The organism is Klebsiella sp. KPN54798 (assembly GCF_021184225.1).
GTDB lineage: Bacteria > Pseudomonadota > Gammaproteobacteria > Enterobacterales > Enterobacteriaceae > Klebsiella > Klebsiella pneumoniae.
This window is the reverse complement of record NZ_CP089234.1, coordinates 2,997,529-3,022,355: the sequence shown is the minus strand read 5'-3', so window position 1 is coordinate 3,022,355 and position 24,827 is coordinate 2,997,529. Positions and strand designations below refer to the sequence as shown.

Genomic DNA, 24,827 nt, shown 5'->3' with positions numbered 1-24,827 from the left:
ATGCTTATGAAACTTATGTTGAGTCTGGTTATCTTATTTTATAGCTTCGGTGTATATGCTGCATGCCTGAAAGAGGGGGATAAGATTGTACTCACAGGAGTAATGAAAGAAGAAATATTTTACGGCCCCCCAAATTGGGGGGAAGATAGGGCGCATGACGAAAAATTACTCTACTGGATCCTGCATATAAATAGTCCGCTAAAGTGCGTGGTTGATGCTAATACTGAGCAAAAAGGTTGGAACAGCAATATTCAGCTCATTGTTAGTGGTGATGATTATAAAACTAAACGCAATCTACTTAATCACCATGTCACTGTAGATGGAAAAATTATGCTTGCTGTCACAGGCTATCATATGACTTCCGTCTTATTAAACGACACCAGCTTTCAGCCAACAGAATAAAATAAAAAGGATGATCTATGAGATTTATAAAAGCGACATACCATCTTGAAACCAAGACGGTTGAGTACGAAGCTGGTGATGGGACTCGTTTGCTAAAAACTGCAGGGACATTAAACTGGAGATTTAACAACCCCGGAAATATTATGGCATTGCCTGATGCAAGTAAGCAAAAAGGGCGAATAGGTGCCGGCACTGTATATAATCCGAAAGAAAATACATTTGCGATTTTTTCCAGTATTGAAGCTGGGGAGCGTGAGAAATGTGCATTATTGAGGCGAAAATACCGAAATGACACCATATCTGAGATGATGTCGCAGTATGCTCCTGAAACCGCAGGTAATGATCCCGTAGCTTATGCTAACTTTATAAGTTCAGAGAGTGGCGTTGCAAAAGATAAAAAAATATCTGACTTGAATGATAAAGAATTCGGCAAAGTTGTGGATGCGATCAGTAAAAAAGAAGGTGGCCTGAAGGCTGGTACTGAAAAATGGGTATATGTGACAAACTTGACGGTTTCAGACGGCTCTCGCCCAATTGCTAATGTGCCATTTAAGGTAACACTAGGAAGTACTAGCTACGAGTGGAAAACAGACGTTTACGGCAAGCTAAAGACAATTATTCATACCAAACAAGGAATGGTTATTGTCGTCAAATATACTAATTCTGCTGGAAAAGAGGATGTTGTTTATTCAGCTGTTGCTGGGGATGAAACGAAGAATATACTGCTCACGCGAAACTTTTCTCAATTCTCTGCAAAAACACTTGCCGAGACTCCCAAAGTGCCACGTGAGAAGAGCGCTCTGAAACCGATAGATTATATAGTCATGCCAGGAGATTCTCTATCAAAAATTGCCAAACGTTATAAGACAAGCACTGATGAAATTGCCAAAAACAATAATATAAAAGATGTGAGTAAGATCTTCCCTGGTCAACACTTGACGATTTATGGTGCCAAAACTAATAGCCCCTTAATCTATATCGTTGTACCTGGTGACACGCTGGCGAAGATCGCAGCACAATATGGCGTAACTGTTGATGAACTCGCTCGTTGGAACAATATCGTAGATCTAAACAAAATCTATCCAGGTCAGTCGATATTGATTTCAAATGATGCAAACTGCTCAAAAGGTAGCAGCCCTGTCTTAGTCTCTGACAAACAGGCACCCAAACCTCAGCCCCCAGTTAGTAGAACTTCACCCAATGTGCAATCGGTCAATTTAGATAAAAAAACACTGGAATCAGTAGGTTCTAAAAAATCGGATAAACCGATAGCCTTGCTTCCCCATGATCAGAGAGAGGCACCATGGATGGCGATTGCAATCCGCGAGGTTACGGAATGGCATGGAACAGGAGAGAAGAAAATCACTGATAATTATCATAATCTTACGGGTTCTAAAGGGTCATTGGGTAGTACGGCATGGTGTGCTTCGTTTGCAAATTATTGCTTGAAAGAAACAGGGTATGACTACTCCAGGAGTTTTACAAAGTCTTCTCAATTTCCAGTTTATGATAAAACTAAGTTTATCGAGATAAAAAATCCTGTATATGGTGCATTGATGGTCTTTCGTACTTATGTCGAATCAAGTGATGAATTTACAGGCAATGGACATGTAACATTTGTGTATGGAAAAACGAGTAACGGTGATATTGCTGGCTTAGGCGGAAATCAAGGAGGTAAAGCATATGGTGGAGGTACTATTAAGTTATCGATGTATAGTACCACGAAACCAACATCTAGATTCAGCATGACTGTTAGAAAAAAAAAGGAAACTCCTGTGTATCAAAAATTTTATAAATATTATATACCTGTCGCGTATAAAGAATATTATTCAAAAAATTCAGCGGAATTACCTATAGTTGATGTTGACGATGTAAACAATAATTTATTCGGGTTTGATAGCAAAACTAAATCTGTGAAAGATGAAGGTGGCGGTCGATGAAAAATTTTATAGGTATAAGTATGCTACTGTTGTTGTCATTGAGAGTGATGGCAGGTGATCCCGGAGGAATATCCTTACTTGTAAAGGCATTGCCTTCTGCAAGTGATTATAAATATGTCCTTGATGGCTTTTTTAGAAATTATTACGGTGTGGACAATCCTCACACTCCTTCGTGCGATCAAAATGATTATACTCCTTATATTGACAACGTATATTTGAATACGCTCCCAAAAGGTATTGATGACAATATATTAATAAAATCCATAACAGACTTATCATCCAGAACTCAGATTGCCAAAATATTATCATCTTACTCTGATGATCAAGTTTCTGGATTTGATGGAGTTCTTTTTTATGCAGTGAAAGATAATAAATTATTTATTTATACGTTCGATTCAAAAGCCCCTGGGCATATCTTTACGAATGAGTTGAATGTTGATGGAATTATTAGCTATAAGCTTTTAGGAAGGTCCATTTGCCAATCTATAAGATCAAAGATACTCCCTTCCAGTCCTTAATGATATTGGGGTCAGTTGTTTTGTTTAGATACATTTCATTAATCATAAGTATGTTGTGTTTTTCAAGCGCCATTGCTGGGGAAATGTCATGTAAGCATCCCGGTAAAGCGGACCATTCACATTTAGAGATCTTCCTGCATACTGATTATGTTCCTGGAGGAGATCGCCATGCGCAAAGCCCGATTCACCGAACACCAGATCATCGCCGTTCTGAAGTCCGTCGAAGCCGGACGCACCGTCAAAGATGTGTGCCGCGAAGCCGGGGATTTCTGAGGCCTCGTACTACAACTGGAAAGCGAAGTTCGGCGGTATGGAAGCCTCTGATATCAAAAAGATGAAGGACCTCGAAGATGAAAACCGCCGGTTGAAACAGATGTTTGCGGACCTGAGCCTCGAGTGCCGCGCATTGAAAGACGTTATTGAAAAAAAGCTTTAAAACCAGCGATAAAGCGTGAGCTGGTCAGCTATCTGACCGCGCAGTTTGCCATGAGCTTACGTCAGGCATGCAGTATATTGTCGTTGAGCAGGACGGTATTTCGTTATCAGCCTGATACGCAACGTGATGAGCCAGTCATTATGGCGCTGACCGTGGCGGCTGAACGCTATCCGCGATACGGATTTGAAAAGCTTTTTCATGTGCTGCGCAGGCAGGGCAAAAGCTGGAACCATAAGCGCGTTCACCGGATTTACTGCCTGCTGAAACTGAATTTTCGCCGTAAGGGAAAACAGCGCCTGCCAGTGCGCAATCCGGTTCCGCTGGTGACGCCAGAGGCGATGAACCAGAGCAGGTCCATCGATTTTATGCACGATGCGCTGGTGTGCGGCAGACGCTTCCGGACCTTCAACGTGGTGGATGATTTTAACCGCGAAGCACTGGCGCTCGAAATTGACCTGAATATCCCGGCGCAGCGGGTCGTGAGAGTGCTGGACAGGATCGTGGCAAACCGCGGATATCCGCTAAAGATGCGGATGGATAACGGTCCGGAACTGGTCTCGCTGACGCTGGCACAATGGGCAGAAGAGCATGGTGTGATGCTGGATTTTATCAGGCCCGGCAAGCCAACGCAGAATGCCTTTATCGAACGGTTCAACCGGACATACAGAACAGAAATACTGGATTTTTATCTGTTCAGAACACTGAATAAAGCACGGGAAATTACAGAGCGCTGGCTGGCTGAATATAACGGCGAGCGCCCCCACGAATCCCTGAATAACCTGACGCCGGAAGAATACCGGCTGATGGCTGAAACCCCGGAAATCTCAAAAAGTGCGTGGAACTAAAACGGGTGCGCTTACACCAGGAGATTCTCTATCAAAAATTGCCAAACGTTATAAGACAAGCACTGATGAAATTGCCAAAAACAATAATATAAAAGATGTGAGTAAGATCTTCCCTGGTCAACACTTGACGATTTATGGTGCCAAAACTAATAGCCCCTTAATCTATATCGTTGTACCTGGTGACACGCTGGCGAAGATCGCAGAAAAAAATGGTGCGAATGTTGACGATATTGCGCGTCAGAATAATATATCAGACCCTAATAAAATATATCTAGGGCAATCAATTTCTATAAGAAAAAATGGTAACAATACTGCGGTCGAGTCCGATAACTCAGCAATTAATCCTCCAACCTCAAAAACAGTGAGTAAAAAACAACTGCAAAACAAAGAAGTAAATTCCAATAAAAAAACGCTGGAATCAGTCGGAGGAAAAAATTCCGGTAATCCGATTGCGTTACTTCCTCATGATCAGCGAGAGGCTCCGTGGATGGCGGTTGCATTCGAGGAGGGAGATACTCGATGGAAATGGGGGCGTGTAAAGGAAGGCGATGGCGGAATAAACTACCATAAGAAGACAGGCATTAATATGTCATCAATGGTTGGTGACTCTAATCCGTGGTGTGCTTCTTTTGTAAATTATTGCCTTAAAGAATCTGGGTATTCAACATCTGGTAGCGCCAGTTCTCAATCTTTCTCGAAAAATAAAAGTTTTATAAAAGTGTCTCAACCTATATACGGCGCAATAGTCGTTTTGCGGAAAAAAGGATCTTGGAAAGGGCACGTTGCTTTTATATACTGTCTTTTTGAGGATGGAGAAATAGGTGTGCTTGGCGGAAATCAGGGAGATAGTGTAACAATAAACCCGTTATATCAAGTTTATATCAATGGACGGTTACATTATGAGTTGATAGGGTTCTATGTACCTAATTCATATTATTCTTATGCACAAAAAATAATAAATTCGGGCTCGAGAGAAGCAGCGATTTCTAATATTGCAGAGTTGCGTGAAAGCCTTGGAGCCAATCTACTCTCGAAAGAGGATGGAAGAACAAGGTGATAAAAAAATTTAATACTGGAGGTGATGTGAAGTATTATTATGTTTTAGCATTGTTACTTGGTTACAGTTCATGTGTACTGGCAGAAGAGTGTATGGATAACTCAAATATAGATTCTCTAAGACAGGTTTTCAAAAAAAATAATAAGAAGTTGTTGATTGAAATGTCTTCAAAAGAAATGAGGCGTTATGTTGAAAGTGATTTACTTATCAAAAATAAATACAGTACACATTGTCAATGTATCTGAGGTTTACTATGGCTGGGGAGTGGACAAAAAATCAAAGTATCCTGTTAACACATCGGCAGTTTTCCCAAATGAAAAAGTGTGTGTATGGAATGTATCTTTTGCACTACCAGAGTCTATTAGAAAAAAATGTGATGATGATGGTGCTTATGGGTATTTTCTTGAATTTAAGAAAGTTAATGGGAAAACAGTTCTATATAACTTTACCTCTTTGTTTGATTCTCTTCCCGACGGAACTTTAGCTTGCAAAGCTGCCAATAAATTTATGCTGCAAAAATAGCTTGTGAGTATTGATGTAAGCATATCGCCCTAAATTAAGGGTGTTGTTGATTAATCATTATTCAGCGCTCTTGCTGCTTTTTAGGTTGTGTTGCATATTATTTTGTAGCCAATAAACTCTATTTTTACTAAAAATCCAATCTTTTCTACAAAGTGGGAAGGTAATTCTGGTAAGCATTTACTGGTGATGAAAAAGGAAATCAACCAGAATAATACTGCAGAGTATTTATCTGTAAAACAGGTGACAAAGGGTAAGGATGATTGCATTTCAAATGATTATATTATTGACTGTGAAATGGATATTAATCTGAATGGGGGGTAAAAGAATCAGTTGAAATAAACAGTAGCTTTACCAATGACGAAGGCACTGTTTTATTTGCTTATAAATTGGATGTATTGGTGGGATAGACCCAGTTACTGTCAACTATTTCGCGTATAAAATGGATTGAAATATGCCCTACGAGGGGAAGAGAATATCATAGTTGAAAACGGTAGGTGTGGTGGAGAAAACCCTCCGATTCCTGATTATAATTAAAAAAGACAAGTCTCTGTTAAATTACATGCTGAAAAAAAATGGAAGGCCACTTCAACGACAAAAGTAAACTAGCACGTTGATTTCTGTTTTTTACCAAAAAGGATGGTCGTATGTATAAGTGTGAGTTTGCTAATGAAAGAAATATAATGTGGTGAGTTTTTGTTTCGCCTGCATATCAAGCTAATTTAGCCATCCTGTAATATGAGGAAATTAATGCCATATACACTTAAACATTTGCCAGAACGCTACCCCAGACCTAAGCCTCTGAAATTTTCTCGTTGGCTTGTTGCTCTGGTTGTCATGCTTTCAGTCAGTATTATCATAATGCGTATATTTGGGCGTTATGTTGAAAATCTGTACTTCTGGAGATTAGCTTTAGGTTTTCCTGTTGCTTTGTGGAGTGTCTTGCTTTCTTCTCGTCTGCTTGTTTGGTCTTTACAGGATAGCAAAGCAAACGCTTTTGACAAACAGCGAGAACAGTGGATTCTTCGAGAAACCCGTAAGGCACGGCGTGCATTACAAGTGCTGAGTGCAACATTTATTACCGGCCACTCATCAGTTGCTCAGAAAGATACCGCTATTGCTATGCAAAACAACGACAGCATTATTGTTTCACAGGTCGGCCGGGATGGTAATGAAAGCGCCAGAATGAGCCAAATTTCTTCCAGCCCGCAGGATTCTATGGAATTCGTGATAATGAATATTTTTTCGCAGATGATTGCAGATATTCCTTTTACACAAATCCCTGATAAATGCCCACTAGTAGTAGTTTTTGATGTAACAACATCGCTGCCTTTGGAGAACATTCGCCATTACTGGGATGAGGCATGGCAAAAGAACAATATCACTTTTCCTGTTGAACACGTTGAAGGGCGTGGTCTTAGTGTAATTGACCGCTGGTTAAATGAACGTATTAAAGATAAAGCAATGTTATTGATCGTTGGCCTCCAGATTGATCCGGTTGTTACAAACAATACTGCTGAAGCGGCTGTTGCTCTACTTCTTGGCAACCGCCTAACGCAAGAGGCGCTTGACCCCCTCGCATTACTACACCGGCCAGATGCTGCTCCCTCAGGTGAACTTAGCGAAGGGATGAGGATGGCCGCCTGGAACGTCCCGCTAAAAGAAAGTATGGTGAAAAATTTATGGCTCGCTGGAATGACAGGTGAGCAACGTGCAGAAGCGATTGGATGTCAGAATGCACATCCTGCGCAGTGCGTAAAAGATGAGGCTGTCATTTCACTCGATATATCCATGGGGAATGCTGGAGCCGCTGCACCCTGGCTGGCTATTGCTGCCGCCACTGAAATCGCCCGACAAACACAATCCCCGCAGATGATTATCTGCGGGGATACCACTCAGAAAGTGCTATGGAGCACGCTTATTACCCCGATAGCTTCAAGACAGGAGATGGATCTGTGAAGTTACTTTTAGCACCGAAAACTACGGAAGGTCGCTATCTTTCAGTCGTATTCATTCTCTTTTTACTCTTGGCTGCAATGACATTTATCGTCTGGAAACATCCTGACATGGCCGGACTTGAGGGCGATAGTCAGCAGCAGAATTACTGGCTTATTGGTGGGTGCTGCATTACCGGATGTATCTTTATCATGTTAGTTATGCTCCTGTGGACAGCTCGCAGTGCCGGTAAAAAGGAGTTTGAGGCGCTCCTGGATGTCACTCGTGGTGATGACAATAAGAGAAAAGATGAGAGTGAAAACATCTCTGTTTCTCCAGCAGTGGTGATGTGTGCCAGGATTCGTGACCATCTGCGAACCCGAATTGGAATTCACTGGCGGCGCAAAGTCCGCCTGCTTTTAGTCACCGGCGACGAGGCGGCAATCGAACAACTGGTGCCTGGCCTGCGTCAGCAGCACTGGCTTGAAGGCAACCGCACCGTGCTGATTTACGGCGGCAGCCTTGCATCGGAGCCTGACCGAGAAAAATACATCGCGCTGCGCAAGCTGCGCCGTGGCCGTCCTCTGGACGGAATTGTGCGGGTGATGCCGTCGTCTCTCACCCTGACGCCGCAGATAAGCGAGAGCGACCTGCACGGGCTGGAAAAAATCAGCGAACTGCTGGGCTATGCCGCCCCGGTCTGGTTGTGGAAACTATGCGATAGTGAGTGGCCGCAGGCTGACCGCGCGGTGCAGGCGGTAGGGGTTAGCTTCCCGTTGCGCGCTACCGAGGACGATGTCGCCCGTCAGCTTGCGCAGATGCTGCCCACGCTGCGGGAGCAGGGGATGCGCCAGATCGCGGAGGAGACCCGCCACGACTTTCTGCTGCGTCTGGGACAGCAGCTTATCGACGGGGGGATCGCGCAATGGCGCTGGCAGCTGGCGCCGTGGCTGACCGCCTCGCGGCAGCGGCTTGCGCTGCGAGGCCTGATGTTTAGCCTGCCAGAGCCTCGTACCGTAGATCCGTATCAGGAGGCGGATACCTCGCCTGTGGGCCAGCCTCATCTCCTGACGCTGCCCGCCACCTGGCTGGGGATCGTCGATGACTGCCGCCGTTTACGCGGGCATCACGTGGGAATGGCGTGGGAGCGGGGCCTGGCGTGCGGTCTGCTGGCCATCCTCGGCCTGTGGGCGGCGGGACTGCTGCTCTCCTTTGCCCTCAATTACAGTCAGATTGCTTCGGTAGCGGGAAAAGCCCGCGACCTGGTGGCCCACCCCTCCGTTTCTGACTATCAACTGACGGCCCTCCATGCCCTGCGCAATGAGGCCGGCCGTCTCGTGCACGATGGGCAGAAGGGGGCGCCCTGGTATCGGCGCTTTGGTCTGGACCATCATCAGCAACTATTAAACGCCGTCCTACCCTGGTACGGTGTGGCAAATCATCGCCTGATACGTGACCCGGCCAATGCCGCGTTGCAGCAGGCGCTCAACGCGCTGGTCAACTCCGCCCCCAATAGCGACCAACGAGCCAAGCTGGCGAAACCGGGCTATGACCAGCTGAAAGCCTGGCTGATGATGGCTCGTCCGGATAAAGCCGATGGCGCATTTTTTGCGCAGACCATGAAAACGGTCCAGCCGACGCGAATGGGGATCTCGACCGGTCTGTGGCAAAGTCTGGCGCCGGATTTGTGGGCCTTTTATCTCTCCCTGCTGCCCGAGCGGCCAGAGTGGAAGATCATCCCGGATGCGCAACGGGTGAGTCAGAGCCGTCAGGTTCTGTTGCAGCAGCTAGGTCGCCGCAATGCCGAAAGCACCTTATATGAGAACATGCTCAAATCCGTGCGTCGTAATTTTGCCGATGTATCGCTGGAAGACATGACCAGTGGCACCGATGCGCGCCGGCTGTTTACCACCGATGAAGTGGTCCCGGGGATGTTTACCCGCCAGGCATGGGAAGGCGGCATTCAGCAGGCCATTGATAAGGCAGCCAGCTCGCGCCGGGAGGAAATCGACTGGGTGCTGAGCGATTCGCGCAAAACGGTGTCGACAGACCTGTCGCCGGAGGCGCTGAAAGCGCGTCTGACCCGACGCTACTTCACCGATTTCGCCGGCAGCTGGCTGAATTTTCTCAACAGTCTGCGACTTAATCCGGCGACCAATATCGCCGATGTTACCGACCAGCTCACGCTGATTAGCGATGTCCGCCAGTCGCCGCTGATTGCCCTGATGAATACCCTTGCCTGGCAGGGGCAGGCGGGGCAACAAAGGGAGGGGCTGTCGGACAGCCTTATTAAATCGGCCAAAGATCTGGTGGGCGGGAAAGACAAGCCGGTCATCGACCAGTCGGCAGCCGGCCCGCAGGGGCCTCTGGATGACACGTTCGGCCCACTGCTCCAGCTGATGGGGAAAAACACGGGCAGCAACGTCATGTCGGCCGATAGCACCCTGAGCCTGCAAACCTATCTGACCCGTATCACCCGCGTGCGCCTGCGCCTGCAGCAGGTTGCGAATGCTTCCGATCCGCAGGTGATGATGCAGACCCTGGCGCAGACCGTCTTCCAGGGGAAAAGCGTCGACCTGACCGACACGCAACAGTACGGTAGCCTGATTTCGGCAAGCCTTGGCGAAGAGTGGAGTGGCTTCGGTAATACTCTGTTTGTGCAGCCGCTGACTCAGGCCTGGGAAACCGTGCTTCTGCCGTCGGCGGCCAGTCTGAATGATAAATGGCGCCGCTCGGTGGTCGCCAACTGGCACACCGCCTTTGACGGACGCTTTCCGTTTGCCGCCAGCAAAAGCGACGCCTCCCTGCCGATGCTGGCTGAGTTTGTGCGCAAAGACAGCGGGCGAATCGAACGTTTTCTCACGACGGAGCTGAACGGTGTCCTGCATAAAGAAGGTAGTCAGTGGGTGCCGGATAAGGTCAACAGTCACGGCCTGGTCTTTAATCCGGCCTTTCTGCGCGCGATCGACCAGCTAAGCCAGCTGTCCGACATTCTTTTCACCGACGGCAGCCAGGGGATCAGCTTTGAGTTACAGGCCAGGCCTGCCCGGAGGTTGTCGAGACACAGCTGACGATAGACGGCCAAAAGCTGCGCTATTTCAATCAGATGGCCGACTGGCAGACTTTCCGCTGGCCGGGGAGACGTATAAACCCGGCACTCTGCTGACCTGGACCACCGTCAATGCGGGAACGCGTCTGTTCGGTGACTACAGCGGTACCTGGGGCTTTATTCGCTGGCTGGAGCAGGGTAAACGCCATCCGCTGGATCGCAGCCAGTGGATGATGAGCTTCTCCGCTCCGGATGGCCGCACCCTGCAGTGGGTATTGCGCTCCCAGCTTGGGAGTGGCCCGCTGGCGCTTCTGGCGCTGCGCGGATTGACCCTGCCGGATCAGATTTTCACTGTCGATGCGGCTGAGAGCGCACAGGCCCTGACGACGGGGGTAGGGAATAGTGACATGGATGAGATGGAATAATGAGCATTTTACAAAATTTGGTTGCCGCCAGTCAGTTGGATGAAAGCGTACTGCGCCAGCAGGCCCGGTCACGTCAGGCGCAGTGGCAGTCCTGGCTTTCGCCAATCAGTGATAGCCAGCCCACCGGGAGCGATCCGGGCTATGACGATGATTTTCAGCGTATCCGCGAGGAGGTCAATAAGATCTCCGGTGTCGATACCGTACTGATTTGCCAGTTGGCTGGACAGTTACTGGCAACAACAAAAGATATCCGGATTGTTACCTATTACTGCTGGGCCCGTTTGCACCAGGACGGGGAAGCTGGCTTGGCCGATGGGCTGGAGCTGCTGGCAGGCTTGCTGCAACGATATGGTATGCAGCTTTATCCGCAGCGCGACCGTAGCCGCAAAGCAGCCATCGAGTGGCTGGCGGGTACTCGTATCTTAGACAGTCTTTCACTTTTTCCAGAAGTTGTGCGGGAGGACGCAAGGCGTACCGTCGGCGCGCTGCTTCTCATTGATGATTGTCTGACGACAGAACCAGAAACATCACGGCCAGATCTGCAAGCACTCTGGGGTGCACTGGAGTCTCGTTTGATAAAGGGCGGGGGAGTCGATGCGGTGGTGCCGCAGAACGTCGGAAACCGGGGGCTGGCTCAAACCGCTTCACGCATGGCTGAATACGAAGCGCCGGTTCTCAGTAACATCACCTCCGGTCAGGATCTGCTGGCCCAGGCGCGAACCCTGACAGCATATCTGCGTGTTCAACCCGATGGCTGGCTTGCCGCACATCGGCTAATGAAAAGCCTTCGTCATGACACCTTGACAATCATCCCTGCGCCTGATGCTGAAGGAAAAACACGTATCGAGCCTCCCAGAGCAGATCAGCGTGCCATGCTCAAGCGGCTGTACCTGCAACAGAGCTGGTCGGAGATACTGGAACAGGCGGACAGTACCTTCTCACGTGGCGCTAACCACCTCTGGCTTGACCTGCAATGGTATATCCATCAGGCGCTGGTGAGGTCGGGTCAGGATGTGCTGGCCGATATTATAATTGCCGATCTGAAAGGATTGCTGCGCCGTCTCACCGGGCTTGAAACATTAGCTTTTAACGACGGCACACCCTTTGCCGATGAGGTCACGCTGAACTGGATAAATCAGAGTGTCCTCGACGATATGTCCGTCTGGCAGGATGAGCCAGTATCGGCTGCCAGCGGCGCTGATAACGACATTCTGGCCCTTGAACCTGAAGCGCTCGAGAAGGCTGACACTGACGGTCTCGATGCTGCACTCCACTGGATTCAGACGCGCCCGGGCACTGAATCCACTAAAGAAAAATGGCTGTTGCGCCTGCTTATGGCCCGCGTGGCCGAACAAAAGGGGAAGAATGACCTCGCGCTCTATCTTCTGCGAGAACTCGACGATGCGGCGGGATCAATCACCCTCACGCAGTGGATCCCAGCCCTGTTGTTCGAGATTAAATCGCGACGGCTCAGGCTACTGCGCATGAAAGCCACGCGCAGCGAGAGTGAAAAGTTACGATTGCAACCGGAGATGGATCAATTGCTGGCAGGTCTGATTGCGCTCGATCCAGCCAGTAGCGCGGTGCTTTGCGGCTAACAGAACGGAAACTGACACTAAGGAGAACATATGGCAGCAAAAGGTTTTTATCTGGTACAGGGAGACAGAACGACCTGCGGCGGAAGAATCACTACAGGCGCAGAAGATCACACTCTGTTTGATAAACCTGTTGCCCGGGAGCAGGACAGCGTCACTTGCGGAAAGCACGCAGGGCTATACAAGATTGCCGGTGGCATCGACAACGATACCATTCATGGCCGGCGAATGGCCGGAACCCTCGACAGCTGTAGTACTTGCCCCTGTAAGGCGAAGTTTATTCCATCAATGATGAATGATACTTATGAGAAAGGAGGTGAATGCATAACTACTTTATTTTCACTCGATGGGCTTATGGCATCTTTACAGGAACCCTATAAGAATCTTCATCCAGAAAATAAGACTGAACGACAGTGTACTCACACAGATGGGGCGATTAAAGTTGCAGAATATATACTAAGTGAAATAAAGGCGAATGTCAGAAGCGATACGGCAGAAACAATACGATATTTAATCGACGAAGATTTTATAATAAAAAGACTTACTGAATGGAATAAACTTCCCTTTTATGCAAGGCTGGGGCCGCCCCCTAAAACAGATTTACTTGCTGCAATGGCTATTTGGTATCAGACCGTGAAAACAGGTTCAATCTGGGATCATAAACCGAAGATCCGCGATTTTTTTTCATCCGTTGCAGTAGCACGACCACTTCCCAGGAAAGGAAAATCATCAAAGTCTTATTATCATAAGTTTAAACAGCATGATTATTTTTATGATGTTTGGTCAAACATACATTATGGTTATGTTGGACGTAGTGTCGGTTTTTCTGAAGCAATTCTCTTGAAAGGGTCCACTTGGGAACAAAACATGACGCCAGGTGCCATGGGGGATGATACCATGGATGACATTACTAGCATGAAAATAGGGTTTAATCTATTTTATGAACATGGGAAATTTGCTGAGACGTTGACGGCAGATAATATTCTTTGCGTTTTAGAAACAACACCTGGCGCGCACCTTCCTCACTCAAGAGAAAATCATTGGTGCTGGAATACAGATAATCCAGAAAAAAGTGACGAATCATTTTGAAAAAAACAAAAACGTTAACGGGTATTTCTTTATTTATAGCGGTGTTAGTCCTTGTCGCTCATTTTATTCCGATAAGGCCAGTCGTTGTTATTATAAATAACACTAACGAAACTATATTCGTATATGCAGGTGAGAGTATATATAATGTCGAACCTGAGCCTGACGAAGTCGCGCGTATAGTACGATCAAAGCCTGAAATTATAGCACCTGGAAAAAGAGTTAAGATTAAAGCTTCGTTTACATCTCTGATTAGGAAAGATGCAGCGCTCGACATTGGTTGGAGGGTTGGTGGTCAATACGAATATAACGCTGCAGGTAGCGGTGGTCAAAATTTTATTCTTTCTTCAAAAGAGGGCGTGTGCTACGCATCGATTTATATAAAAGATGATTTTTTTAAGGGCGCGATTAAAAATGGTTCAAGCAATAAATGTTTAAAAAAAATAAAGGCATTTAATTATAAGTATTAATTCAGGTGTTATAAAGGTTATTTTTTTAGTTGCCAGTTTCAAAATCTGATGATTGAAAGGAAATCAATATTAATTTATGGACGATTTAACCCTGCGTTATTACGACGCTGAAATGCGCTACCTGCTGGAAGCGGGTGAAGAGTTTGCCCGCGCTCATCCTGAGCAGGCGGCAATGCTCAATCTCGACAAAGCGGGCGCTCGCGACCCCTTTGTCGAGCGTCTGTTTGAAGGTTTTGCCTTCCTGATGGGCCGCATGCGCGAGAAACTCGATGACGATCTGCCTGAGCTGACCGAAGGCGTGGTCAGTCTGCTGTGGCCACATTATTTACGTACCATTCCCTCGATGTCGGTCGTGGAGTTCACCCCCGACTGGCCGGAAATGAAAGAGCCGATGACGATGGCCAAAGGCTTTGAAGTGCTTTCCCGGCCGATCGGTGAAAAGGGCACGCGCTGCCGGTACACCACCACCAAAGCGATCGCTCTGCAGCCGTTATCCCTGGAGCGCGTCCAGCTGGCCACCGATACGGATGGCCGGTCGGTGATCACGCTGCGCTTTACCTGCAGCCAGCTGACGGACTGGCGCCGGGTCGATCTCAGTCATATCCCGCTGTACTGCAACGCCGATGCGCCGCTGGCCTGCGCCATGCACGAGGCCTTTACCCTCAATGTGGCCCGGATGTGGCTGCGCATGCCCGATGAGGTGGACAGAAGGCCGCTGGACGGGTATTTCAGCGCGCTTGGATTTGGCGAGGATGACGGCCTCTGGCCTGAAGATGGCCGCAGTTTTCGCGGTTACCAGCTGCTGCTGGAGTATTTTACCTTCCGCGAAAAGTTCATGTTCATCGATCTGCGCGGGCTGGAGACGGTGGTTTTTCCGGCCGGACTGGCGTGGTTTGAAATCGACGTCGTGCTGGCGGAACGCTGGGAACATGACTTCCGCTTCAGCGAAAAGCAGCTGCGCCTGCACTGCGTGCCAGTGATCAACCTGTTTCCGCTGGAGTCCGATCCGCTGACCATCAATTCCCTGCAGACCGAATACCCGCTGCGCCCGATGCGCGTGCAGGACGGCCACACCGAAATTTACACCGTCGATTCCGTGATCTCCTCACACCAGCAGGTTTACGCGCCGTTCTCAAGTTTTCGCCACAAAGGCGGCATGATGCGTCATGACGCGGCGGACTATTACTATCATACCCGGGTGCGCCGTGGCCCCTCCGGGCTGTACAACACCTGGCTTATCGTCGGCGGAGAAGCCTTTGATAATCATACCGTACCGGAAGATGAAAGCCTGTCGCTGACCCTCACCGGAACCAACGGCCAGCTGCCGCGTCGCGCGCTGCAGAGCACCGTGCTCGATACGGTGATGAAAACCACTTCCGCCAGTATTGCAGTGCGTAACCTCTGCGCGCCGACGCTGCCGTGCTATCCCCCCGCCCAGGACCGTTTTCACTGGCGGGTGCTGAGCCATCTGGGCAGCAGTTTTCTTTCCCTGATGGATAACGCGGAGGTCCTGCGCGGCACCCTGGCGCTGTATGAATGGACCGACAGCGAGATGAATCGTCGGCGTCTGGAAGCCATCCTCGACGTGAAGCACCGCGCAACAGAGCGCTTTGCACAGGGCCATCTGGTGCGCGGCGTACAGATTGAAGTCACCCTCGACAGTCACGGCTTTGCCGGACGAGGCGATATATGCCTGTTTGGCGAGATGCTTAGCCGCTTCTTCGCGCTCTACACCGACATCTACTTGTTCAACCGCCTGATTATCATTCTGCAACCAACCGGAGAACGACTGGAATGGGAAGAGAAGCACAGCCGCCGCATTCCCGGCTGACCCCGCGACTGGAGGCCGACCTGCCGCGGATCAATTTTTACCGCTTCTGCCAGCTTCTGGAAAAACGGCGTCCCGGCCAACCGCTGATGGGGGGAACCAGCCATCCGGCTGACGATCCGGTGCGTTTTTACCCGCATCCGGGAATGGGATTTCCCGCCAGCGAACTGAAAGCCGTGGAATACGATGAGGCCGATGACAGCAGGCCGCCGGTCATTCGCACCACCTTTATGGGGTTGTACGGTGTCGATTCGCCGCTCCCGACGGCATATCTCGATGATATCGCCCAGCACAGGGAAGGGCATGAAGCGCTGCAGGGCTTACTGGATATCTTCAGCCACCGGATCATGACGCAGTTTTACCGCATCTGGCGGAAATACTCCTGGCCCGCCACCTTTGAGCCCGGCGGCACCGATCGTCTCTCGCAGTCGCTACTGGGCCTGGCGGGGCTGGGCATCCCCGGCACGACGCAGCATATCGCCTCGCCGGCGTCGCGCTTTCTGGCGCTAACCGGCGTGCTGCGTCAGCCGGGCAAAACCCAGCAGGGGATCCAGGCGCTGGTCACCCTGCTGGCCCCGGAGACCACCGTCAGGGTGAGCCCGTACAGCCTGCGTCCGGTGGCGATCAGCCAGCCGCTGGGGTTTTACGGCGATGACGACTTCTTCCTGGACGGCAATACGCCGCTGGGTGACGAAGCGATGGATGCCAGCAGCCAGCTCCTCGTCGCCCTTACCACCGACAATCCCGCGGAGGCGCAGGGCTGGAAGCCTGACGGCCCGCTGTTTCGGGACTTTCTCATCCTGCTGCGGGTATACCTCGGCTGGCGATTCCGGGCCAACATCACCCTGACCGCGCCGACCCGACTGCTGGCTGTCCCGCCGCTGGGGGACGAGCCGTTCTGGCTCGGTATGAACGGCGTGCTGGGCGTGGGTGAGGGCGAGAGTGAGGGCGATATTCCTCAGACCTTTACCACCGAGCTGGGTACCTATACGGGCCTGCAGCCTGCCACCTTTCTACAAGGAAACCGACGTGTTACGTATAAGTTTGACTAAAACCGCCTGTCTGCTGCCCCTGCTTGCGCTTTGCCTGAGCGGATGCGGACTCACCCAGCGCGTCTCGGAGGGAACAAAGTCTGCCTTCAACGCCGTTTTTTATAAGAAAATTAATACGCTGCATCTGGACTTTACCGCGCGCGAAGCGCTCAACACCGATGCCAGAGAGAATCACTCGCTCTCTGAACCGGTGGTGGTGCGCATCTATCAGCTTAAAGATCGCCAGACCTTTGACCGGCTGGTTTACCAGCAGCTGCTGGAGGAGGGGGATATTCTGCTCGCCGCCGATCTCCTCGCCAGTCGCGATGTGGTGATCGGTCCCGGAGGGGACGCCAGTCTGAATATGCCGCTGGAAGCGGAGGCGACGTTCGTGGCGGTTGTCGGCCTGTTCCGCCATCCGGACACACAAAGAAATACCTGGAAGCAGGTGCTGGCGCGTGAGGAATTGGATCCGGACAAGCCGCGCATTTTCACCGCCGAACACAACCAGCTACGGCTCAGGCCTGAAGCGGCGAAGTAACATAAAAAAACAAACATTTGCGGCGGGGCCATCGCGCCAGTTCGCCCTCAATCTTCGTAACCAGCGAACGGGCGATAACCATCTTCATCCAGCCCAACCGGTTTCATCACAGCACAGGGAGATAACGTGACAGCGAGGGAACGTTTTTTTAAGAAACTGCAGCAACAGCAAAATCCGCGGCGGACAGCGGCCCTCGACGGGTCGGCCGCCGCGGATATCGCCAGGTTTCGTCAGCAGATGGCGGAGCTGGCTCAGCAGATAAGTCAGTGGTTTGATGGAACCGGTATTGAGGTGGTGATTTCGACCCGCCATCTCCACGACCTGAGTACCCTTGGCTACAGCCTCAACAGCGGCATCTGCCGCTACGATATCCCGGCCATTCGTCTGCAAAACGGCGAGCGCAGCGTCAATATCGTGCCGCAGCAGCTGTTGGATGGCGTGGAAAAGGGGATCGTGACCCTGAGTCTTGAGGCGCCCGACGGCGCGGGCTCCCGGGAGGTGTTTTATCTGAGCCTGGCCCCGGAGGAGGGCTGGATGATCCGCAAGGCGCACCAGTCCCCGGAAGCGCGGCGTATGCTTACCGAAGATCGCTTTTTTATGGCGGTCGACAGCCTGGCCTGAAGATCCCTGACAGGCGATGACGTCCCCGCGGCGGCGGTGCAAAGCGCGCATCGCCGCCCTGAGGTATCAGGCGCCAAACGCTCCGTCGATGGTGTGCATGGCGCCAGTGACAAACGATGCCTCCGGACCGGCCAGCCACGCCACCATTCCCGCCACCTCTTCCGGACGGCCATGGCGCTTAATGGCCATAAAGCTGTGCATCAGCTCTTTCATCGGGCCGTTCTCCGGGTTGGCGTCGGTATCAATTGGGCCGGGCTGGACGACGTTGACCGTGATGCCGCGCGGGCCAAAATCCCGCGCCAGGCCGCGCGCCAGACCCTGCAGGGCCGATTTGCTGACCGCATAGGCCGCCATTCCCGGCACTGGCATGCGATCGCCATTGACCGAGCCGATGACAATAATGCGCCCGCCTTCCGGCATGCGGCGCGCCGCTTCGACGGAGGCATGGTAGGGGGCGTGAATATTGATGCGGAACAGGCGATCGATGGCATCGCTGTCCTGCTCGAGAGCGTCACCGAAAAGCGCGATCCCGGCATTGACCACTAACACGTCCAGCGGGCCGCTGTCGCGGACCAGGCTTATCACCGCATCGCGATCGGCGCTGTCCGCCTGCACCGCCGTGCTGCCGGTCTCTGCCGCCAGCCGCTCGGCCGCTTGCGGCGAACCGGAATAGCTAAACACCACCGACGCGCCATCGGCGACAAAACGCCTGACGATCGCCGCGCCAATTCCCCGACTCCCGCCTAAAACCAGCACTGATTTGTTGTGAAACGCTGTCATATCCCACACCTCATGATATTGTAGTGATGATTACAATATGCTGTGGCTAAACAGGCTGTCAAGGATTAATATAGTGACCACTACAAAACCAGGGCGCACTCCGGGACGTCCCCGCCAGTTTGATGCGGAACAGGCCATTGAAACGGCGCAACGCCTCTTCCACGCGCGAGGCTACGACGCGGTGAGCGTGGCCGATCTGACCCAGGCTTTCGGCATCAACCCCCCGAGCTTTTATGCCGCTTTTGGCAGTAAGCTCGGGCTGTATACCCGCGTCCTGCAGCGCTACAGCCAGATCGGGGCCATTCCCATCGATGCCCTGCTGCGAGACGACCAGCCGGTGGCGGCGTCGCTCATCGCCGTACTGCAGGAGGCGGCTCGCCGCTATGTGGCCGATCCGGCCGCCGCCGGCTGCCTGGTGCTGGAGGGGGGACATTGTCAGGATGCTGATGCCCGGGTGGCGGCAGGCGAATGGCATGCTGCGGCAAGAGCCAAAATCCAGCAGTATATCGCCCGCCATCGCCCACAGGACGCGCTGCGGGTGACTGACTATATGGATACGCTGATGCTTGGCCTGTCGGCGAAAGCGCGGGAAGGGGATAGTCTGCCGCGTCTTCTGGAGACCGTGCGGCTGGCAGGCCTGGCGCTGGAGCGCATCCTGCCAGCCTGAGTCGTCAGATGGTTTGTCCGCCCGACACCTCGATCCGCTGGGCGGTTACCCAGCGGTTATCGTCGCGTAGCAGGCTGGCGATCATCGGCCCAATATCCTCGGGAACGCCCACCCGTCCCAGCGCCGTCATGGCGGCAAACTGCGCGTTTACCTCTGCGTCGTCCCGCACCAGCCCACCGCCAAAATCGGTGGCGATAGCGCCGGGGGCGATGGTATTGACGGTGATGCCGCGCCCGCCCAGCTCGCGGGCCATGTACACGCTCAGCATCTCCACAGCCGCTTTGGCGGCGGCGTAGGCGGAGAAGCCAGGATAGGAGACGCGGGTCAGCCCGGAGGAAAAGTTAACGATCCGCCCGCCGTCTGCCAGCAGCGGCAGCAGGGTTTGTACGAGGAAAAATACCCCCTTAACGTGGACGTTAAACAGCCCGTCGAACTGCGCTTCGCGCGTTTCGGCCAGCGGGGCGAATTCGCCGTGCCCTGCGTTATTGATCAGGTGGTCGAAAGTGGCCCGCCCCCAGACGCTGGCCAGCGCGCTGCCGAGGCTGTCGGCGAAGGCCGGGAAGCTGGCGGTTTGCGCCATATCCAGCGGTAGGGCGATGGCCTTGCGGCCCAGGGCGCGGATGTCGGCGACCACCGCTTCCGCCTGTTCGAGACTGCCGCGGTAGGTGACGATGACATCCCCACCCTGGCGGGCGATATCCAGTGCAGTCTGACGGCCAAGGCCGCGGTTGGCGCCGGTAATAAGTGCAATTTTAGTCATGTTCGGTCCTCTCTGGTATGTGGAGTCCTTACAATAGGAGAGGCTCACCGGGCCGGGTTGCCCAATCCTTGTTATTTTTTGCCCATTTCTCTCCGTTCACTCCCTTTTGCCGGGAAATAGCGCATACTCAGGCTTTAAAACTTGCCTGAAAGGATCTTATGCGCGACGCTCTGTTCGATCTCTGCCGCCGGTTTGCCGATGCTCATGTCGATAGCAGCGGGGTGGCAGTTACCCCGGTTCCCGGTATTACTCTGGTGCGGGCCCTGCATCCTGGTGACCTGCAGGCGGCTATCGCCAGGCCGCTGGTGGCCATGCTGCTCCAGGGGCGTAAGAGCGTGACCACCGGCCTGGCAAGCTTTGACTATGGCCCGGGCGAGGCGATGGTGATCGCCGCGGATGTTCCCACTACCAGCCTGATCACCGAGGCCAGTCAGCGTTTTCCCTATTACGCGCTGGTGCTGGAGCTGGACCTGGCTATCCTGCGCGAGCTGCAGGAGGCCGGGCCGTCAGGGCCGGATGAGGCGCCCCGCGTTGGTATCGAACCGATGAACGCCGATGTGACGGATGCCGCTTACCGGCTGGCAAGGCTGTTTGATCAACCGGGGGCGCTGGCGGTGCTGGGGGAAGGTCTGCGGCGGGAGCTGCATTACTGGCTGTTGCAGAGTGTCCATGGGCCGGCCATCCGGGCGCTGGGCGCCGTAGACAGCCATTCGGCGCGGATCCGTCGGGCGGTGGCGATGCTGCGCCGGGATTTTATGCAGCCAGTCAGCGTCGACGCGCTGGCCGACGCCGCCGGGATGAGCGTCTCTGTCTTTCACCGTCATTTCCGCGCCATGACCACGCTGTCGCCGCTGCAGTTTCAGAAGCAGTTACGCCTGATCCACGCCCGCCGCCTGATGCTGGCGGAAGGGATGAGTATTGCGCAGGCTGCCGGGGAGGTGGGCTATATCAGCGTGTCGCAGTTCACCCGGGAATACGCTCGCCTGTATGGCGCGCCGCCGGGCCGCGATCGTCGACGGGAAAAAATGAGCGCCTGACCTGGCGCGCGGGCTGCCGGTAGCTCATCCCTGAGCCTGACGCCGGTGCTTTATTCCGCGATTTTCGCCGTGATATGCACTTTGTTGCCCATTCGCGCTTCAGTGATGCGATAGGTAGTCACGCCCTCGCGGGCGGCCTGCTGGCGGATTTTGCTCTCCGCATGGTCCAGGGTATCGCCGGTGGCGGTGATGGTTCTGGCATTTGCCGCCAGGGGCAGCAGACAACTCAATACGATCAGTGGAATTAACTTGTTCATCGTCATTCTGTCCTGTGAGAGAAAATCAGCGCGCGGTCTGCAGCCAGCCGGCAATGTCCTGGGTCGGCAGCTGGTGGCGGGCATTCCAGGTGTCGCCCATCGGCCACCACACGCCATCCCCCCGGGCGAAGGCGGCGCGATAGCGCAGCATGGCGTCATCCGGGTCTGTCCGCAGCTGCTCCAGCAGGGCGGGCAGGGTGTGGACGGCTTTGCTGAACGTCTGCTGCGTTACGCGCTCCACGGTATCCGCCAACTGCCGGTAAGAGGTCGTTTCGCCGGCAACAAACACCACCTCGTTGACGATCCGCGGCTGATGCAGATAAATCGCCGTGGTCAGGCGGCCAATATCCGCCGGTGAGGTGACGGTCACCTGGGTATCCCAGCTGCCAAGGGCGTGAAGGGTTCGGTTGGATAAATTCACTACATCGAAGTCTGGTTCGAAGAGAAAGCTGGTAAACATCCCGGTGGAGACAATGACCCACTCCGTGGCCCGCTGCGCGCGCAGCAGGGTTCGGACATCGTACTGCTCGTCCCAGACCGGCTGACCGCTGCCTTTGCCTACCACATCGTAATTGACGCCAAACTGCCAGGGAAAATAGCGGGGTACCCCGGCCGCCAGCACCGCGCGGGTAATTTTCAGCTGTGTCCCCGGACCGGCGACAAACCCCATGCAGTTAATCACGGTGGTGAATCCACGAAACTGATCGGCCAGCGTCTCCATGGCGCTACCGGCGATGTCGACGGCGAGGAAGGTGGCTCCGGCGTCGGCCAGCGCCTGATGGTTTGCCGACCGCAGCTGGCCGGCTTCATCCCAGGCCGCCGGCGAGACGATGACCGAGACCGTGCCCTGGCGCTCGATTACCGCAGGCACCAGCGCATCAAGAACGGCGGCGCCCAGTTGTCCCGCTCCCAGCACCAATACCTTTTCCGCATGATTAAGATTATCAGTTTTCATTTTAACTCCTTGCTCAGTTAAGCCTTGTGTTGATGGGCTACAGGCTCAGTGTAGGGGGACGGTCGACATTCGATAAGTACAGCGTTTCGGGTTAGACTGTTCGTAATAATGGGATAATGAGCGCCGGGGGGTAACGAAATGGACAAACTGGATGCCATGCAGGTCTATGTTGCGGTCGTGGATGCCCACAGCTTCGCCCGCGCGGCGGAGGTGCTCGGGCAGCCGCGCTCCACGGTATCGCGGGTGGTGAAGGAGCTGGAAGCCTGGCTCGGGGCGCAGCTTCTCCAGCGCACCACCCGCAAGCTCAGCGTGACGGCGGAGGGTCGCCGGTATTATGAGGAGTGTAAAAGGCTGCTGGCCGAGATGGCGGCGATGGAAGCCTCCTTTCCCGGGCGCTCGGCTCAGCCCGCCGGGCGGTTCAAGGTAGGGATGCCGCAATCCCTTGCCCGCCACTGCATTCTGCCGAGGATCGGCGAGTTTTTGCAGCAGTATCCCGATCTGGAGCTGATCCTCTGCTCAAGCGACAACGTGGAAGATATTATTCAGGAGGGATTCGACTGCGTGATCCGTACCGGACGGATCGAAGATTCCACCACCCTGGTGGCGCGTCCTCTGGCCCGCTACCGCTGGATGGTCCTCGCCTCGCCGGCCTGGCTCGCGGCCCACGGCCGGCCGCAGAGCATCGACGAACTGCACCAGCATCGGGCGGTGGGCTACCTGAATCACCGTACCGGGCGGACCATCGACTGGCTTTTCTCCCTCGATGAAGGCGACTGCGCGATCCGCATGCGGGAGACGCTGGTGGTCGACGATACCGATGCCTACATTCAGGCTGGCATTCAGGGGCTGGGCCTGATCCGCGTCGCCAGCTATCTGGCGCAACCTTATCTGCAGAGCGGGGCGCTGGTCGCCTGTCTGGAGCAGGCCGCTTCTGATCTTCCCTTGTCGCTGGTCTATCCGCAAAACCGCTATCTGCCGCCGGCGGTGCGCGCGTTTTATGACTGGAGCAGGCGTGTGCTGCAACCCCCGCACAGCGAGGCCTGATGCCGGGGCATCGGCCCGGTTATTGGCCGCGCATGGCCTGTTTTAACATCGTCACCAGCCAGTTCAGCGCCGGATCCTGCGCCCTCCGTTTGTGCCGCAAAATGCACAGCGTAAATTCCGGATACGCTACCGGCGGAGCGTCCGCGCGCAGCGCATACTGCGCCTGCCAGCGCTGCGCCAGCCCCTGCGGGACGGTGGCGAACAGCGGCAGGGTGGTCAGCAGCAGGGGAAAGGTGGAGAAATTCTGCGTGGCAAAGCGCACGCGCCGCGCGAGTCCCTGGCTGGCGAGCTGGCGGTCAATTTCACCGTGGCCGGTTTCGCGATAGGCCACCATCACATGTTCCCAGGCGACAATGTCGCTCACCGACAGCGGCCCGCGGCAGGGGATCTGCTGCGGCGACCACAGGGTGGTGACTCCCATGGACATCACCGGCTCGCTGACGATCTCCCCACGGCTCTGTTTGTTGACAGACACCGCGACATCAATGCGCTCCTCCTCCAGCAACTGGCGAACCTGGAAGGGGTCGGCGGCTATCGACTGCAGTGAGACTCCGGGCGCCTCCTGCATCAGCCCGGGTAACAGCGGGGGCATCAGCCAGTGTTCGCTCCAGTCGCTGAGGCCGATGCGAAAAAGCTGCTGCGCGCGCGCCGGGACGAACTCTGCGGCGCCAAACATCGCCGAATGCAGGTTTTCCATCAGCGGCTGCAGGTCGGTCATCAGCGCTTGCGCCCGCGGCGTCGGCAGCATGCCTCTGGCGCTGCGCACGAACAGCGGGTCGTCAAACATCTCTCGCAGCCGTTTCAGCGCCCCGCTGATAGCCGGCTGGCCAAGATGGAGCACCTCTGCGGTGCGGGTGACGCTCCCTTCGCGGTACAGCACCATCAAGACTGTCAACAGATTCAGATCGATACGACTAAAATCATTTTCAATGATTTTGTTCATTATGATAATCAATTTGAATGTGGGTTATCCCGGCAGCATAGTGAATATCACCCCGATAAATCAACCAGCGCAATGCGCGCGGAGGG

21 protein-coding genes and 2 pseudogenes are annotated in these 24,827 nt (G+C 53.3%); 18 read left to right on the top strand and 5 right to left on the bottom strand.

The features are described 5' to 3' along the window. The 15 genes and pseudogenes from LPQ25_RS14635 to LPQ25_RS14560 all read left to right on the top strand — a co-directional run bounded on the left by LPQ25_RS14635 (window position 1) and on the right by LPQ25_RS14560 (window position 18,298). Window positions 1-402: a DUF4431 domain-containing protein gene (locus LPQ25_RS14635; RefSeq protein ID WP_223170026.1), complete on the top strand. Its 402-nt coding sequence runs from the start codon at window positions 1-3 to the stop codon at window positions 400-402. 17 nt (window positions 403-419) lie between these two features. Next, the gene (locus LPQ25_RS14630; RefSeq protein WP_015874724.1) at window positions 420-2,342 is read left to right on the top strand and encodes a LysM peptidoglycan-binding domain-containing protein; all 1,923 of its coding nucleotides are present in this window, start codon (window positions 420-422) and stop codon (window positions 2,340-2,342) included. Next, window positions 2,339-2,860 carry a hypothetical protein gene (locus LPQ25_RS14625; RefSeq protein WP_023157869.1) on the top strand — a complete coding sequence of 174 codons (522 nt, stop codon included), beginning with the start codon at window positions 2,339-2,341 and terminating at the stop codon, window positions 2,858-2,860. Before LPQ25_RS14630 ends, LPQ25_RS14625 begins: the two co-directional genes overlap by 4 nt. A gap of 168 nt (window positions 2,861-3,028) precedes the next feature. Further along, window positions 3,029-4,141, top strand: a pseudogene (locus LPQ25_RS14620) (IS3 family transposase). Next, window positions 4,128-5,198 (top strand): TIGR02594 family protein, encoded by a 1,071-nt coding sequence (locus LPQ25_RS14615; RefSeq protein ID WP_014907718.1) that lies wholly within the window; start codon window positions 4,128-4,130, stop codon window positions 5,196-5,198. Before LPQ25_RS14620 ends, LPQ25_RS14615 begins: the two are co-directional and overlap by 14 nt. 186 nt (window positions 5,199-5,384) lie before the next feature. Continuing rightward, complete coding sequence (locus LPQ25_RS14610) at window positions 5,385-5,720, top strand: hypothetical protein (RefSeq protein WP_015874730.1); 336 nt, start codon at window positions 5,385-5,387, stop codon at window positions 5,718-5,720. Between the two features lie 747 nt (window positions 5,721-6,467). Next, window positions 6,468-7,676, top strand: a complete 1,209-nt coding sequence (locus tag LPQ25_RS14605; protein ID WP_032430730.1) for a hypothetical protein — start codon at window positions 6,468-6,470, stop codon at window positions 7,674-7,676. Beyond that, window positions 7,673-11,126: pseudogene (locus LPQ25_RS14600) on the top strand (ImcF-related family protein). The gene LPQ25_RS14605 and the pseudogene LPQ25_RS14600 overlap by 4 nt, the downstream one beginning before the upstream one ends. Then, window positions 11,126-12,724: a type VI secretion system protein TssA gene (gene tssA, locus LPQ25_RS14590; protein ID WP_015874732.1), complete on the top strand. Its 1,599-nt coding sequence runs from the start codon at window positions 11,126-11,128 to the stop codon at window positions 12,722-12,724. Before LPQ25_RS14600 ends, tssA begins: the two are co-directional and overlap by 1 nt. A gap of 30 nt (window positions 12,725-12,754) precedes the next feature. Next, on the top strand, window positions 12,755-13,810 hold the full coding sequence (locus LPQ25_RS14585; protein ID WP_014907714.1) for a polymorphic toxin type 44 domain-containing protein: 1,056 nt from the start codon (window positions 12,755-12,757) through the stop codon (window positions 13,808-13,810). Further along, window positions 13,807-14,277, top strand: coding sequence for a hypothetical protein (locus LPQ25_RS14580; protein ID WP_015874733.1), 471 nt, complete (start codon window positions 13,807-13,809; stop codon window positions 14,275-14,277). Before LPQ25_RS14585 ends, LPQ25_RS14580 begins: the two co-directional genes overlap by 4 nt. 76 nt (window positions 14,278-14,353) lie before the next feature. Continuing rightward, the gene (tssF, locus tag LPQ25_RS14575; RefSeq protein WP_004190505.1) at window positions 14,354-16,108 is read left to right on the top strand and encodes a type VI secretion system baseplate subunit TssF; all 1,755 of its coding nucleotides are present in this window, start codon (window positions 14,354-14,356) and stop codon (window positions 16,106-16,108) included. Beyond that, on the top strand, window positions 16,072-17,157 hold the full coding sequence (gene tssG, locus LPQ25_RS14570; RefSeq protein ID WP_004190503.1) for a type VI secretion system baseplate subunit TssG: 1,086 nt from the start codon (window positions 16,072-16,074) through the stop codon (window positions 17,155-17,157). The genes tssF and tssG overlap by 37 nt, the downstream gene beginning before the upstream one ends. Further along, entirely contained in the window at window positions 17,135-17,677 is a 543-nt protein-coding gene (tssJ, locus tag LPQ25_RS14565; RefSeq protein ID WP_004176417.1) for a type VI secretion system lipoprotein TssJ, read from the top strand. The genes tssG and tssJ overlap by 23 nt, the downstream gene beginning before the upstream one ends. 126 nt (window positions 17,678-17,803) lie before the next feature. Next, a complete protein-coding gene (locus LPQ25_RS14560; protein WP_014907712.1) occupies window positions 17,804-18,298 on the top strand; it encodes a hypothetical protein in 495 nt (164 codons plus the stop codon). A 66-nt stretch (window positions 18,299-18,364) separates the two neighbouring features. Here the strand turns inward: LPQ25_RS14560 and bdcA are convergent, their stop codons facing one another. Next, entirely contained in the window at window positions 18,365-19,078 is a 714-nt protein-coding gene (bdcA, locus tag LPQ25_RS14555; protein WP_014907711.1) for an SDR family oxidoreductase, read from the bottom strand. A 73-nt stretch (window positions 19,079-19,151) separates the two neighbouring features. On the opposite strand from bdcA, the gene LPQ25_RS14550 reads away from it, so the two are divergent. Then, the gene (locus LPQ25_RS14550) at window positions 19,152-19,745 is read left to right on the top strand and encodes a TetR/AcrR family transcriptional regulator (RefSeq protein WP_014907710.1); all 594 of its coding nucleotides are present in this window, start codon (window positions 19,152-19,154) and stop codon (window positions 19,743-19,745) included. A gap of 4 nt (window positions 19,746-19,749) precedes the next feature. On the opposite strand, the gene LPQ25_RS14545 is transcribed toward LPQ25_RS14550, so the two are convergent. After that, on the bottom strand, window positions 19,750-20,505 hold the full coding sequence (locus LPQ25_RS14545; protein ID WP_004151596.1) for an SDR family NAD(P)-dependent oxidoreductase: 756 nt from the start codon (window positions 20,503-20,505) through the stop codon (window positions 19,750-19,752). Between the two features lie 158 nt (window positions 20,506-20,663). Here LPQ25_RS14545 and LPQ25_RS14540 point away from each other — a divergent pair, with 158 nt between their 5' ends. Further along, window positions 20,664-21,542 carry an AraC family transcriptional regulator gene (locus LPQ25_RS14540; protein ID WP_015874735.1) on the top strand — a complete coding sequence of 293 codons (879 nt, stop codon included), beginning with the start codon at window positions 20,664-20,666 and terminating at the stop codon, window positions 21,540-21,542. 50 nt (window positions 21,543-21,592) lie between these two features. Here the strand turns inward: LPQ25_RS14540 and LPQ25_RS14535 are convergent, their stop codons facing one another. Both LPQ25_RS14535 and LPQ25_RS14530 read right to left on the bottom strand, forming a co-directional pair. After that, entirely contained in the window at window positions 21,593-21,799 is a 207-nt protein-coding gene (locus LPQ25_RS14535) for a YdgH/BhsA/McbA-like domain containing protein (protein ID WP_004212334.1), read from the bottom strand. Window positions 21,800-21,824: 25 nt separating this feature from the next. Further along, a complete protein-coding gene (locus tag LPQ25_RS14530) occupies window positions 21,825-22,754 on the bottom strand; it encodes an aromatic alcohol reductase (protein ID WP_014907708.1) in 930 nt (309 codons plus the stop codon). A gap of 138 nt (window positions 22,755-22,892) precedes the next feature. On the opposite strand from LPQ25_RS14530, the gene LPQ25_RS14525 reads away from it, so the two are divergent. Then, the gene (locus LPQ25_RS14525) at window positions 22,893-23,798 is read left to right on the top strand and encodes a LysR family transcriptional regulator (RefSeq protein ID WP_004190483.1); all 906 of its coding nucleotides are present in this window, start codon (window positions 22,893-22,895) and stop codon (window positions 23,796-23,798) included. Between the two features lie 19 nt (window positions 23,799-23,817). Here the strand turns inward: LPQ25_RS14525 and LPQ25_RS14520 are convergent, their stop codons facing one another. Then, window positions 23,818-24,741, bottom strand: a complete 924-nt coding sequence (locus tag LPQ25_RS14520) for a LysR family transcriptional regulator (protein ID WP_014907707.1) — start codon at window positions 24,739-24,741, stop codon at window positions 23,818-23,820. Window positions 24,742-24,827 lie beyond the last annotated feature (86 nt).